This is a genomic window from Pseudomonas sp. S150, from assembly GCF_004526365.1.
GTDB classification, from domain to species: domain Bacteria; phylum Pseudomonadota; class Gammaproteobacteria; order Pseudomonadales; family Pseudomonadaceae; genus Aquipseudomonas; species Aquipseudomonas putida_A.
This window is the reverse complement of sequence record NZ_CP038207.1, coordinates 5343006-5355465: the sequence shown is the minus strand read 5'-3', so window position 1 is coordinate 5355465 and position 12460 is coordinate 5343006. Positions and strand designations below refer to the sequence as shown.

General features: G+C 58.7%; 14 protein-coding genes and 1 tRNA gene. 11 read left to right on the top strand and 4 right to left on the bottom strand.

The window, feature by feature from the left end; translation table 11 throughout:
• Positions 1–7: 7 nt before the first annotated feature.
• The 11 genes from ybgC (at position 8) to nadA (ending at position 8377) form a co-directional block, all read left to right on the top strand.
• Complete coding sequence (ybgC, locus tag E3Z29_RS24825; RefSeq protein WP_027612533.1) at positions 8–475, top strand: tol-pal system-associated acyl-CoA thioesterase; 468 nt, start codon at positions 8–10, stop codon at positions 473–475.
• Positions 465–1160: a protein TolQ gene (gene tolQ, locus E3Z29_RS24820; RefSeq protein ID WP_007912733.1), complete on the top strand. Its 696-nt coding sequence runs from the start codon at positions 465–467 to the stop codon at positions 1158–1160. Before ybgC ends, tolQ begins: the two co-directional genes overlap by 11 nt.
• Positions 1161–1183: 23 nt before the next feature.
• Entirely contained in the window at positions 1184–1636 is a 453-nt protein-coding gene (gene tolR / locus E3Z29_RS24815) for a protein TolR (protein WP_161794900.1), read from the top strand.
• On the top strand, positions 1636–2712 hold the full coding sequence (tolA, locus tag E3Z29_RS24810; protein WP_097085954.1) for a cell envelope integrity protein TolA: 1077 nt from the start codon (positions 1636–1638) through the stop codon (positions 2710–2712). Before tolR ends, tolA begins: the two co-directional genes overlap by 1 nt.
• Positions 2713–2729: 17 nt before the next feature.
• Positions 2730–4010: a Tol-Pal system beta propeller repeat protein TolB gene (gene tolB / locus E3Z29_RS24805; protein WP_164747834.1), complete on the top strand. Its 1281-nt coding sequence runs from the start codon at positions 2730–2732 to the stop codon at positions 4008–4010.
• Positions 4011–4062: 52 nt separating this feature from the next.
• Complete coding sequence (pal, locus tag E3Z29_RS24800) at positions 4063–4560, top strand: peptidoglycan-associated lipoprotein Pal (protein ID WP_003178634.1); 498 nt, start codon at positions 4063–4065, stop codon at positions 4558–4560.
• Between the two features lie 6 nt (positions 4561–4566).
• Positions 4567–5400 (top strand): tol-pal system protein YbgF, encoded by an 834-nt coding sequence (gene ybgF, locus E3Z29_RS24795; RefSeq protein ID WP_027612536.1) that lies wholly within the window; start codon positions 4567–4569, stop codon positions 5398–5400.
• Positions 5401–5567: 167 nt separating this feature from the next.
• Complete coding sequence (gene queE, locus E3Z29_RS24790) at positions 5568–6215, top strand: 7-carboxy-7-deazaguanine synthase QueE (protein ID WP_027612537.1); 648 nt, start codon at positions 5568–5570, stop codon at positions 6213–6215.
• Position 6216: 1 nt separating this feature from the next.
• Complete coding sequence (gene queC, locus E3Z29_RS24785; protein WP_097085949.1) at positions 6217–6909, top strand: 7-cyano-7-deazaguanine synthase QueC; 693 nt, start codon at positions 6217–6219, stop codon at positions 6907–6909.
• A 62-nt stretch (positions 6910–6971) separates the two neighbouring features.
• Positions 6972–7047, top strand: a tRNA-Lys gene (locus E3Z29_RS24780).
• Between the two features lie 271 nt (positions 7048–7318).
• Positions 7319–8377, top strand: coding sequence for a quinolinate synthase NadA (nadA, locus tag E3Z29_RS24775; protein ID WP_134787182.1), 1059 nt, complete (start codon positions 7319–7321; stop codon positions 8375–8377).
• Positions 8378–8513: 136 nt separating this feature from the next.
• Here the strand turns inward: nadA and E3Z29_RS24770 are convergent, their stop codons facing one another.
• The 4 genes from E3Z29_RS24770 to E3Z29_RS24755 form a co-directional block, all read right to left on the bottom strand.
• Positions 8514–9002 carry an RDD family protein gene (locus tag E3Z29_RS24770; RefSeq protein ID WP_115989038.1) on the bottom strand — a complete coding sequence of 163 codons (489 nt, stop codon included), beginning with the start codon at positions 9000–9002 and terminating at the stop codon, positions 8514–8516.
• Positions 9003–9099: 97 nt separating this feature from the next.
• A complete protein-coding gene (locus tag E3Z29_RS24765; protein ID WP_007934683.1) occupies positions 9100–9312 on the bottom strand; it encodes a cold-shock protein in 213 nt (70 codons plus the stop codon).
• A 403-nt stretch (positions 9313–9715) separates the two neighbouring features.
• The gene (gcvT, locus tag E3Z29_RS24760) at positions 9716–10840 is read right to left on the bottom strand and encodes a glycine cleavage system aminomethyltransferase GcvT (RefSeq protein ID WP_134787181.1); all 1125 of its coding nucleotides are present in this window, start codon (positions 10838–10840) and stop codon (positions 9716–9718) included.
• Positions 10841–10975: 135 nt separating this feature from the next.
• Positions 10976–12352 (bottom strand): L-serine ammonia-lyase, encoded by a 1377-nt coding sequence (locus tag E3Z29_RS24755; protein WP_134787180.1) that lies wholly within the window; start codon positions 12350–12352, stop codon positions 10976–10978.
• Positions 12353–12460 lie beyond the last annotated feature (108 nt).

Sequence of the window (12460 nt, the reverse complement as noted above, 5' to 3'; positions counted from 1 at the left end):
CTAGAGTATGCGCGCGCAAAACGGGCTTGAGCCGTTCGCACATCGTTGTCGCGTTTATTACGAGGACACCGATGCGGGCGGCATCGTGTATTACGTTAATTACCTCAAGTTTATGGAACGGGCTCGAACCGAGCGGCTCCGGACGCTGGGCTTTGCCCAGTCGGAACTGGCCGGGGAGGATCTGTTGTTTGTCGTGCATTCCAGCGAAGCGCGCTACCACGCGCCGGCGCGACTGGACGACGAACTGCTGGTAAGCGCTGATGTAATCGAATTGAACCGTGCCAGCCTGCGCTTCAAACAGCAGGTCAGGCGGGCCACGGATAATGTGCTGCTCTGTGAAGGGCAGTTTCTGGTGGCCTGCGTGCGCACCGACAGTTTGAAACCCCGGGCCATGCCCGAATCCTTGCGTGCGGCCTTTGCCGACGCGGGCGGCACGGGTACACACTCAAAGCAGGAGATAAAGCGTGGAAGCTAACGTCGTCGACCATTCCTCCATGTGGAGCCTGGTCAGCAATGCCAGCATCGTGGTGCAGTTGGTAATGTTGACCCTGGTGGCCGCATCGGTGACCTCATGGATCATGATCTTTCAGCGCAGCAATCTGCTGCGCGCCGGTCGACGCGCCCTGGAGAGCTTCGAAGAGCGCTTCTGGTCGGGTATCGATCTGTCCAAGCTGTACCGTCAGGCCGGCAGCAACCCGGATCCGGATTCGGGCGTGGAGCAGATCTTCCGTGCCGGTTTCAAGGAATTCTCCCGTCTGCGTCAGCAGCCAGGCGTCGATCCGGAAGCGGTGATGGAAGGTGTGGCCCGTGCCATGCGCGTTGCCATCTCCCGTGAGGAAGAGAAGCTGGAGCAGAGCCTGCCGTTCCTCGCCACCGTCGGTTCGGTCAGCCCGTACATCGGTCTGTTCGGTACCGTGTGGGGCATCATGAACTCCTTCCGCGGTCTGGCCAGCGCCCAGCAGGCGACCCTGGCCACTGTGGCCCCGGGCATCGCCGAAGCCCTGATCGCCACCGCGATCGGCCTGTTCGCCGCGATCCCGGCCGTTATCGCTTACAACCGTTTCTCTGCCCGCAGCGAAACCTTGCTGAGCCGCTACTACACCTTCGCCGATGAGTTCCAGGCGATCCTGCACCGCAAAGTGCACACCAGCGAAGAATAAGCAGGTATTTCCCGATGGCTTTAATCGCTCGAGCCCGAAACAAGCGCAAGCCGGTCGCCGAGATGAACGTGGTGCCATACATCGACGTGATGCTGGTGCTGCTGGTTATCTTCATGGTGACCGCGCCGATGCTCAATCAGGGCGTGAAAGTGGATCTGCCCAAGGTTTCCAGCGAAGCCTTGCCGCAGGACAACAACACTCAGGTGCTGACCATTTCGATCAAGGCTGACAAGACCTACTACTGGAACCTTGGCAGTGAAGTCGATACTGAAAAGCAGCAGGACAGGGCAATGACCCTGCCGCAGATGACTGACGCGGTGACCAAGATCATTCGCGCCGGCACCGAAGGCGGCAAGCGTACCCAGGTCTTTATCCGAGGCGACAAGTCGGTCGACTACGGCGCCGTGATGGGTGCCATGGGCGGGTTGCAGAAAGCCGGGGTCGGTAATGTTGGTTTGATTACCGAGGCCCCCTGATGCAGCAACAGCGAGAGCCGTCCGCCTCGGAAAGCTACTTCTGGCCTAGTGTTCTGGCGATTGTCCTGCACGTGCTGGTGTTCGGCATGCTGTTCGTCAGTTTCGCCTTTACACCCGAGTTGCCGCCGGCCAAGCCGATTGTCCAGGCGACCCTGTACCAACTGAAATCGAAAAGTCAGGCAACCACCCAGACCAATCAGAAGATTGCGGGTGAGGCGAAGAAATCCGCCGCGCGCCAGACCGAAGTCGAGCAGATGGAACAGAAAAAGGTCGAGCAGGAAGCGGTGAAGGCTGCGGAACAAAAGAAAGAAGAAGCGGCTCAAAAGGCCGAGGAAGCCAAGAAGGCCGATCAGGCGAAGAAAGCGGACGAGGCGAAAAAGGCTGATGAAGCCAAGAAAGCCGACGATGCGAAGAAAGCCGAGGCCAAGAAGGCAGAAGAGAAACAATTGGCTGATATAGCCAAGAAGAAAGCCGAAGAAGAAGCCAAGAAGGCGGCTGAAGAAGAGGCCAAGAAAGCGGCCGCTGAAGAAGCCAAGAAGAAGATCGTCGAAGACGCGAAGAAGAAAGCCGCCGAAGACGCCAAGAAAAAAGCTGAGGCTGAAGAGGCGAAGAAGAAAGTCGCCGACGAAGCGAAGAAGAAAGCTGCTGCCGATGCTGCGAAGAAAAAATCGCAGGAAGCGGCACGTAAATCCGCCGAAGAGAAAAAGGCTCAGGCCCTGGCAGATTTGCTTTCCGATACGCCGCAGCGTCAGCAGGCCTTGGCCGATGAACAGGGTGACGAAGTCGCGGGCAGTTTCGATGACCTGATTCGTGCGCGAGCAGCGGAAGGTTGGGCGCGTCCGCCTTCGGCACGCAAAGGCATGACGGTCGTGCTGCAAATCGGCATGTTGCCGGACGGTACGGTGACTTCGGTCAGCGTGGCCAAGTCCAGTGGCGATGGTCCGTTCGATGCGTCGGCAGTTGCGGCAGTGAAGAATATTGGACGTTTGACAGAAATGCAGGGAATGAAGCCGAGCGATTTCGCTCCGTATCGTTCATTCAAGATGACATTCACACCTGAGGATCTAGCCTTGTGAGAAACCTTCTTCGAGGAATGCTGGTCGTGATCTGCTGCATGGCAGGGATCGCGATGGCTGATGAAAAGAACATTCTGGTCACCAGCGGCAGCGATCGGGCCACCCCGATCGCCGTCGTACCGTTCGGTATGCAGGGCGGTGCCGTGCTGCCGGACGACATGGCCGAAATCATTGGTAACGATTTGCGGAACTCGGGCTACTACTCGCCGATTCCAAAGCAAAACATGATCAGCCAGCCAAGCCAGCCGAGCGAAATCATCTTCCGTGACTGGAAGGCGGTGGGTGCTCAATACATGATGGTCGGCAGCATTGCTCCTGCGGGCGGCCGTCTGCAGGTGCAGTGGGCACTGTTTAACGTGGCCACCGAGCAGAAAGTGGCTGACGGCAGTGTTTCAGGTACCACCGAGCAACTGCGTGACATGGCGCACTTCATCTCTGACCAGTCGTTCGAAAAACTCACCGGTATCAAAGGTGCGTTTTCGACCCGTCTGCTGTACGTGACAGCCGAGCGTTTCTCCGAGAAGAACACTCGCTACACCCTGCAGCGTTCGGACTACGACGGTGCCCGTGCCGTGACTCTGCTGCAATCGCGCGAGCCGATCCTGTCGCCGCGTTTCGCACCGGATGGCAAGCGCATCGCCTACGTGTCGTTCGAGCAGAAGCGTCCACGGATCTTCATGCAGAACATCGACACCGGTCGCCGTGAGCAGATCACCAACTTCGAAGGCCTGAACGGCGCTCCAGCCTGGTCGCCGGATGGCAATCGCCTGGCTTTCGTACTGTCGAAAGACGGCAACCCGGATATCTATGTGATGAACCTGGGTTCGCGTCAGATCACTCGCGTGACGGCAGGCCCTGGCATCAACACCGAACCGTACTGGGGCAAGGATGGTTCGACCATCTACTTCACCTCGGACCGTGGCGGCAAGCCGCAGATCTACAAAACCAGCGCCAGCGGCGGCGGTGCCGAGCGTGTGACCTTCATTGGCAACTACAACGCCAACCCGAAGCTGTCGGCTGATGAAAAGACGCTGGTGATGATTCATCGCCAGGATGGTTTCACCAATTTCAAGGTGGCGGCCCAGGATTTGCAGCGAGGTAGTGTAAAGATCCTCACTGATAGCACTCTGGACGAGTCACCTACTGTTGCGCCCAACGGCACCATGGTAATCTACGCCACCCGCCAGCAGGGCCGGGGAGTCTTGATGCTCGTGTCCATTAATGGACGCGTGAGGCTCCCGCTTCCTACCGCACAAGGCGAAGTCAGAGAACCGTCCTGGTCCCCTTACCTGAACTGACGCGGCGCTTTACGTTTTACTTAACACACTGGGGTTCATTAGGAGTTTCACGATGGAAATGCTGAAGTTTGGTAAATTTGCTGCGCTGGCTCTGGCCATGGCTGTAGCTGTAGGTTGCTCGTCCAAAGGCGGCGACAACGCCGGTGAAGGCGCTGTTGATCCAAACGCTGGTTACGGCGCAAACACTGGTGCCGTTGACGGTTCCCTGAGCGAAGAAGCTGCTCTGCGCGCAATCACCACCTTCTACTTCGAATACGACAGCTCGGACCTGAAGCCAGAAGCCATGCGCGCTCTGGACGTTCACGCCAAAGACCTGAAAGCAAACGGCGCTCGCGTTGTTCTGGAAGGCAACACCGACGAACGTGGTACTCGTGAGTACAACATGGCACTGGGCGAGCGTCGTGCGAAAGCCGTTCAGCGCTACCTGGTACTGCAAGGTGTTTCCCCAGCTCAGCTGGAACTGGTTTCCTACGGCGAAGAGCGTCCAGTTGCTACCGGCAACGACGAGCAGTCCTGGGCACAAAACCGTCGCGTCGAACTGCGTAAGTAATTCGATATGCGAACGTGCCGTCGTGCTGTAACTGTTCTGGCTCTCAGTCTCGCACCGCTTGCGGTGTGGGCTGCGGTTCCTGTGGTCGATGACAACTCCGGTTATAACAATAGCGGGAGCAGTTATCCGCCTGCGGGTTACGGTACGAACGGCGCCTATGCCGGGGGAGCGGCTTCGGCCCCTGCCTCGGCACAGGGCATGCTGTTCAACCAACTGCAACAGATGCAGGATCAGATATCGCGCCAGCAAGGTGTGATCGAAGAACTGCAGAATCAGGTTGCGCGCATGAAACAGGAATCCCTGGAGCGATACCAGGATCTTGATCGGCGCATAGGATCCGGTGTTGCACCTGCCGCGACTCCTGAGAATTCTTCTGCCGGTGGCGATGCAAGTGCTGCTGCCGGTGCTGCCGCTGGCGCCGGGGCTGCTGCCCAGGCACCTGCTGCAAGTAGCGAACCGGGTGATCCGGCCAAGGAAAAGCTGTATTACGATGCCGCTTTCGACCTGATCAAAGCCAAGGATTTCGACAAGGCCAGCCAGGCTTTCTCGGCATTCCTGCGTAAATACCCGAACAGCCAATACGCGGGCAACGCCCAGTACTGGTTGGGCGAAGTGAACCTGGCCAAGGGCGATCTGCAAGGTGCAGGTCAGGCTTTCGCCAAGGTGTCGCAGCTCTATCCCAAGCACGCCAAAGTGCCGGATTCGCTGTACAAGCTGGCTGATGTAGAGCGCCGCCTCGGTCACACCGACAAGGTCAAAGGCATTCTGCAACAGGTGGTATCCCAATACCCGGGGACCTCCGCTGCTCAGTTGGCCCAACGCGATCTGCAACGCATGTAAAGTGTGTTTGACCCGTTTGGAAGAAACCCGCGCTTGTCGCGGGTTTTTTCGTTAGAATTCACGCCCTTTTTCTGAAACACGCTTCTGGTGATCTACGCGTTGGCGGGGTTGTCTGAAGTGCCTGACGGAGGCGGACAGCCTGTTTAGCTGTTACGCCCGTGGCGACTATGCAAGACACATTGAGAATTACCGAAGTTTTCTACTCGTTGCAGGGGGAAACGCGGACTGCCGGGCTGCCCACGGTTTTTGTGCGCCTGACCGGTTGCCCATTGCGTTGCCAATACTGCGACAGCGCCTATGCGTTCAGCGGCGGTACGATCCGCACCCTCGACGATATCCTCGAACAAGTGGCCGGGTTTCGCCCGCGCTACGTCTGTGTGACTGGCGGTGAACCGCTGGCGCAGCCCAATGCCATCCCGTTGCTCAAGCAATTGTGTGATGCTGGTTACGAAGTGTCACTGGAAACCAGTGGTGCACTCGATATCTCGGCGGTAGATTCGCGCGTCAGTCGCGTGGTCGACTTGAAGACACCGGATTCCAAAGAGGCGCACCGCAACCGCTACGAAAACATCGAACTGTTGACGCCCAACGATCAGGTGAAGTTTGTCATCTGTTCGCGGGACGACTATGACTGGGCGGTTTCCAAACTGATCCAGTACGGTCTCGATCAACGTGCGGGTGAAGTGCTGTTTTCCCCAAGTCATCATGACCTCAATGCCAGGGATCTGGCGGACTGGGTGGTGGCAGACAACCTGCCGGTGCGTCTGCAATTGCAGCTGCACAAGTATCTTTGGAATGACGAGCCGGGGCGCTGAGATGACTGAACAACTGAACACCACCGAACAGCGTGCAGTGATTTTACTGTCGGGCGGTCTGGATTCGGCCACGGTCGTGGCAATGGCCCGAGCCGAAGGTTTCGCCTGCTACACCATGAGTTTCGATTACGGCCAGCGCTCCCATGCAGAGCTGCATGCCGCCGCGCGCGTCGCTCGCGATCTGGGTGTGGTCGAGCACAAAGTGATCGGCCTGAACCTGAACGGCATGGGCGGCTCGGCGCTGACCGACACCAGCATCGACATCCCGGAAGAGCTGGGCGAGGGCATCCCGGTGACCTACGTACCGGCGCGCAACACGGTGTTCCTGTCGCTGGCGCTGGGCTGGGCTGAAGTGCTTGGCGCGCGTGACATCTTTATCGGGGTCAACGCGGTGGACTATTCCGGTTACCCGGATTGCCGTCCGGAGTTCATCGAGTCGTTCGAGCGCATGGCCAACCTGGCGACCAAGGCGGGTGTGGAGGGCAACGGTTTCCGCATTCAGGCACCGCTGCAGAACCTGAGCAAGGCGCAGATCGTCCAGGCGGGCGTGAAGCTGGGCGTGGATTACGGCCTGACCGTTTCCTGCTATCAGGCGGACGATGAAGGCCGCGCGTGCGGCAAATGCGACAGCTGCCGCCTGCGTGCAGAAGGCTTCGCAGCGGCCGGTGTAAGCGATCCAACACCTTATTTTTGATTTTTTTCAAAAAGGTGTTGAATAGTCCTTAAAAATCAGTATTATACGCGCCACCACACAGCGGGTCGTTAGCTCAGTTGGTAGAGCAGTTGGCTTTTAACCAATTGGTCGTAGGTTCGAATCCCACACGACCCACCATATTTGGCGGTTTAGAAAATCCGGAAGGCCCACGAAAGTGAGGATTTCCGGGTTTTTTTTTGCTTGCGATTCAGGCACCTCTCCCTTGATCGTTGCCTGCGCTGACACAGGTCAGAATCATCTTTTGTATCAACGGGATATTCTGTAGCCTTGCGCAGCTTCAACGCTGTCCGTGCCTGATAATACTCACTCTCCCGGCGGTACCCTCAAGTGGTCCGGAGCCGGGTGTATACTCGACTTTCGCGCGAAAGCGCCTGCAGGTCTTGCGAACATGACGCAGATTTCCGAACGCCTTCTGGTTCAAGCCCACCTCGATGCCAAACAGCCCAAACCGCTGACTGCCGAGGAAGAGGCCCACTACCGTTCCGCCATCGCCGCCGAGCTCAAGGCTCAGGACGCGGTGCTGGTGGCCCACTTCTATTGCGATCCGGTGATTCAGGCCCTGGCCGAAGAAACCGGCGGCTGTGTGTCTGACTCCCTCGAAATGGCGCGCTTCGGCAACGCTCACCCGGCCAAGACCGTGGTGGTCGCCGGCGTGAAGTTCATGGGCGAGACCGCGAAGATCCTCAACCCGGAAAAACGCGTGCTGATGCCGACCCTGGACGCGACCTGCTCGCTGGACCTCGGTTGCCCGGTGGACGAGTTCTCGGCGTTCTGCGATCAGCACCCGGAGCGCACGGTGGTGGTGTACGCCAACACCTCGGCCGCGGTCAAAGCCCGTGCTGACTGGGTGGTAACGTCGAGCTGCGCACTGGAGATCGTCGAAAGCCTGATGGACAACGGCGAGACCATCATCTGGGGCCCGGACAAGCACCTGGGCACCTACATCCAGCGCAAGACCGGCGCTGACATGCTGCTGTGGGACGGTGCCTGCATCGTCCACGAAGAGTTCAAGTCCAAGCAGCTCGAAGACATGAAGGCGCTGTACCCGGACGCCGCGATTCTGGTGCATCCGGAGTCGCCGACCTCGGTGATCGAACTGGCGGACGCAGTAGGTTCCACCAGTCAGTTGATCGCAGCCGCGCAAAGCCTGCCGAACAAGACCCTGATCGTCGCCACCGACCGTGGCATCTTCTACAAGATGCAGCAGCTGTGCCCGGACAAGGTCTTCATCGAGGCGCCAACCGCCGGTAACGGCGCGGCGTGCCGCAGTTGCGCACATTGCCCGTGGATGGCCATGAACACCCTTGAGCGCACGCTCAAGAGCCTGAAGGAAGGGACGAACGAGATCTTTGTCGATCCGGCGTTGATTCCGCAGGCGATCCGTCCGTTGAAGCGCATGCTGGATTTCACCCAGGCGGCGCGGATGAAGCTGGCGGGTAACGCTTAAGCTCGTTGAGGCAACACGCAAAACCTGTGGGAGCGGGCTTGCTCGCGAAGGCGGTGTATCAGTCGATGCAAAAGGTGACTGATACACCGCCTTCGCGAGCAAGCCCGCTCCCACATTGGTATCTGGTGTCTGGAAACTATTTGGTCTTCTTCGGAATCCGCACCACGCGGGTATCGGAATAGATGTCGTGCCAGGTGCGCTTCTGCTTGTCGTACAGCGACCAGAAGAATCCAAGCCCTGCGCACAGCCACGAAGCGATCGATACCATGAAGCGCAGCAGCGCCTGCCACAGGCTGATCGCGCTGCCATCGGCGTTCTGTACGCGTATGCCCCACACCTGCATGCCCAGTGTCTGCCCGCCGTGGGTCCAGAACTTGGCGAAGAAAGCAAACAGCACCAGCAGCAGCACCGTGGAATACAGTGGATCGCCATCCATTTTCCCGGCGTCGGTCAGCACGCGCAGGCGTTCTTCACCGATGATCGCTGCCTGGATCAACTTGTAGACGAATCCGGTGACGATCAGCAGGGCAGTGCACAACAGGAAGTCATAGAACATCGCGGCCAGGCGCCGGCCGAGGCCAACAGCAGGAAAGTCGCCCTGGGGAGTGAGCAGGTTTTTCGACATGGCAGCCTCTGGGCACGAAATGAAGCGCCATTTTACGGATTCGCGCGCACAAAAAAGCCCCTGATATCAATATCAGGGGCTTTTTCGTTACAGAAGATTAACCTTCTGCTTGTACTTCATCAGCCTGCATGCCTTTCTGGCCTTGCACAGCAACGAAGGTCACTTTCTGGCCTTCTTTCAGGCTCTTGAAGCCGTTGCCCTGAATAGCGCGGAAATGCACGAACAGATCCGGACCGCTTTCTGGAGTGATAAAACCAAAACCTTTCTCGTCGTTAAACCACTTGACGGTACCGCTCTGACGTTGGGACATTTCTTATTTCCTTTGACGCATAAATTGATGACAGCCTCTTTCTCATGAAAGAGTACTGGGGCTGGTTGCAGGAGAGTAAGAAGACGTCGAGCGGGATGTAGCTAACTTGTAGGCTACTGCCCAGGTCACGATTCCAAGCTGACCCATGCAAACACAGTGGACAAACTCTACGCCAACTACGTGAGAAAAAACAAGCCCCGCGAAGGCCCCGGTTTTACTGTCCCTGCTGGCAGTTAGTCAGTCTGCTAGTGCGGCTTAGACGATTAGCTTGTTCAAAAGTTTTCGAACGTTATAAGTAAAGTTCATAATCGAATCAAATGTTAGAAAATGCACTTTTTTGTGGCGATTGCGTTACACATTAGTGCACGCATAACGCAATCGCGTTACTTATAGAAACAGTCAATCAACCACGATAGTAGCGTTGTGGAACAAATGGCATTTTGCTTACAAGCATTTGCACCTTTTTCCCACGAACGATGGCCCAGACTGGCGTATCCAGGGTGACATAAGCGCCGTCGAGGTAACCCATCGCCAACGGCCCGCCCAGGGTCGGACCGAAGCCGCCGCTGCACACGCTGCCGATGATTTCGCCCGCGTCGTTGACGATTTCTGCGCCTTCACGCACCGGCGTACGTTCCTGTGGCAGCAGACCGACGCGTTTGCGCGCGACGCCATTCTGCTGCTGAGCAAAAACTGTCTCTGCCCCCGGGAAACCACCGGCGCGCGCGCCATCGGCACGGCGTGGCTTGGAGATTGCCCACAACAGGCTGGCTTCGATCGGCGTGGTCTCGGTGTTCATGTCGTGCCCGTACAGGCACAGGCCGGCTTCCAGGCGCAGCGAGTCGCGGGCGCCGAGGCCGATGGCCTGAACCTCCGGTTCGTCCAGCAGGGCGCGGGCGAGTTTTTCTGCATCGGCGGCGGGCACCGAGATTTCGAAACCGTCTTCACCGGTGTAGCCCGAACGGCTGACGAAGCAATCCACGCCCAGCAGTTGCACGCGGTTGAACTGCATGAAAGTCATTTTTGCGACTTCAGGGGCCAGGCGCGCCAGCACGGTGACCGCAGCCGGGCCTTGCAACGCCAGTAGCGCGCGCGCTTCGAACAGCTCCGTAATGGTGCACTGATCGCCGATGTGCTTTTGCAGATGCGCCAGATCCTGATCCTTGCACGCGGCGTTGACCACCAGGAACAGCTCGTCGTTACCGAGATTGGCGACCATCAGGTCGTCGAGGATGCCGCCGTTGTCGTTGGTGAACATTGCGTAGCGCTGCATGCCCACCGGCAGGTCGATGATATCCACCGGCACCAGGGTTTCCAGAGCCTTGGCGGCATTGGCGCCGGTCAGGCGGATCTGGCCCATGTGCGAGACATCGAACAGCCCGGCCTGTTCACGGGTGTGTTGGTGTTCCTTCATCACGCCCAGCGGGTATTGCACCGGCATGTCGTAGCCGGCGAACGGCACCATGCGGGCGCCGAGTTCGATATGCAGAGCGTGCAGCGGGGTTTTCGACAGTTGTTCGGTGGACATGCGTGGCTCCTTGAAAGTTTGAGTTTGGGGGCATGGGGCTAGATTTAGATCAAGATCAAAAGCCCCTCACCCCAGCCCTCTCCCGGAGGGAGAGGGGGCTAAGTGCGGTCCTCTCCCAAAGGGAGAGGACATAAATCAGCATTCGATGATGTTGACTGCCAGACCGCCGCGGGCGGTCTCTTTGTATTTGCTTTTCATGTCGGCGCCGGTCTGGCGCATGGTGCGGATGACTTTGTCGAGGGAGACGAAGTGTTGCCCGTCACCGCGCATGGCCATGCGCACCGCGTTGATGGCCTTCACCGAACCCATCGCGTTGCGCTCGATGCACGGCACCTGCACCAGCCCGCCAATCGGGTCGCAGGTCAGGCCGAGGTTGTGTTCCATGCCGATTTCCGCCGCGTTCTCGACTTGCTGCACGCTGCCGCCAAGCACTTCACACAGCGCGCCGGCGGCCATCGAGCAAGCCACGCCGACCTCGCCCTGACAGCCGACTTCGGCGCCGGAGATCGAGGCGTTTTCCTTGTACAGAATGCCGATCGCGGCGGCGGTCAGCAGAAAGCGCACCACGCCGTCATCGTTCGCACCCGGGATAAAGCGCATGTAGTAATGCAGCACCGCGGGGATGATGCCCGCCGCGCCGTTGGTGGGCGCGGTGACCACGCCGCCGCCGTTGGCGTTTTCTTCGTTGACGGCGAGGGCGTACAGGTTGACCCAGTCCAGCACCGACAGCGGATCACGCAGCGCTGATTCCGGGTTCTTGCACAGTTGCCGATGCAATGCCGCCGCCCGGCGTTTGACCTTCAGCCCGCCCGGCAGAATGCCTTCGTTGCGACAGCCAGCGGCGACGCAGTCCTGCATCACTTGCCAGATTTTCAGCAGACCGGCGCGGGTTTCCGCTTCAGGGCGCCAGGCACTTTCATTGGTCAGCATCACCTGGCTGATCGACAGCCCGTAGGTGGCGCAGTGACCGAGCAAATCCTTGGCACTTTTGAACGGGAAGGTCAGTGGGGTGGCGTCTTCAACGATGCGGTCGGCCCCGGCCGCGTCTTCATCGACCACAAAACCACCGCCCACCGAGTAGTACTCGCGGCTGCGGATCTGAATACCTGCCGCATCGAAGGCACGAAAGATCATGCCGTTGGGGTGATAGGCCAGCGGCTTGCGAATCATCGCCAGGTGTTCTTTCTCGTTGAACGCAATGCTGTGTTCTCCGAGCAGATTCAGCCGGCCATTGCCGCGAATATCCTGCAGGCGTGCGGCGACGGTTTCGGTATCGACGGTGTCCGGGTGTTCACCTTCAAGGCCAAGCAGCACGGCTTTGTCGCTGCCGTGTCCCTTGCCGGTAGCACCGAGCGAGCCGTACAGCTCGACTTTGACGGTGCTGGTGGCCGACAACAGGTCATCGCGGCGCAGGCCTTCGGCGAAGCGCGCAGCGGCACGCATCGGGCCGACGGTGTGGGAGCTGGAAGGGCCGATGCCAATCTTGAACAGGTCGAACACGCTTAACGACATGAGTTGTTCTCCGGTTTCTTGTTATAGGAATTGGCGCAAGCTCGAGGCTGGACACAAATCCCCTGTGGGAGCGGGCTTGCTCGCGAGTGCGGTGTGTCAGGCAACATT

What these genes read in the sequence shown, in the direction of transcription:
- ybgC (WP_027612533.1), top strand. Translation starts at nt 8, where the DNA reads ATGCGCGCGCAAAACGGGCTTGAGCCGTTCGCACATCGTTGTCGCGTT.
- tolA (WP_097085954.1), top strand. Translation starts at nt 1,636, where the DNA reads ATGCAGCAACAGCGAGAGCCGTCCGCCTCGGAAAGCTACTTCTGGCCT.
- tolB (WP_164747834.1), top strand. Translation starts at nt 2,730, where the DNA reads ATGCTGGTCGTGATCTGCTGCATGGCAGGGATCGCGATGGCTGATGAA.
- pal (WP_003178634.1), top strand. Translation starts at nt 4,063, where the DNA reads ATGGAAATGCTGAAGTTTGGTAAATTTGCTGCGCTGGCTCTGGCCATG.
- ybgF (WP_027612536.1), top strand. Translation starts at nt 4,567, where the DNA reads ATGCGAACGTGCCGTCGTGCTGTAACTGTTCTGGCTCTCAGTCTCGCA.
- queE (WP_027612537.1), top strand. Translation starts at nt 5,568, where the DNA reads ATGCAAGACACATTGAGAATTACCGAAGTTTTCTACTCGTTGCAGGGG.
- queC (WP_097085949.1), top strand. Translation starts at nt 6,217, where the DNA reads ATGACTGAACAACTGAACACCACCGAACAGCGTGCAGTGATTTTACTG.
- nadA (WP_134787182.1), top strand. Translation starts at nt 7,319, where the DNA reads ATGACGCAGATTTCCGAACGCCTTCTGGTTCAAGCCCACCTCGATGCC.
- E3Z29_RS24770 (WP_115989038.1), bottom strand. Translation starts at nt 9,002, where the DNA reads ATGTCGAAAAACCTGCTCACTCCCCAGGGCGACTTTCCTGCTGTTGGC.
- E3Z29_RS24765 (WP_007934683.1), bottom strand. Translation starts at nt 9,312, where the DNA reads ATGTCCCAACGTCAGAGCGGTACCGTCAAGTGGTTTAACGACGAGAAA.
- gcvT (WP_134787181.1), bottom strand. Translation starts at nt 10,840, where the DNA reads ATGTCCACCGAACAACTGTCGAAAACCCCGCTGCACGCTCTGCATATC.
- E3Z29_RS24755 (WP_134787180.1), bottom strand. Translation starts at nt 12,352, where the DNA reads ATGTCGTTAAGCGTGTTCGACCTGTTCAAGATTGGCATCGGCCCTTCC.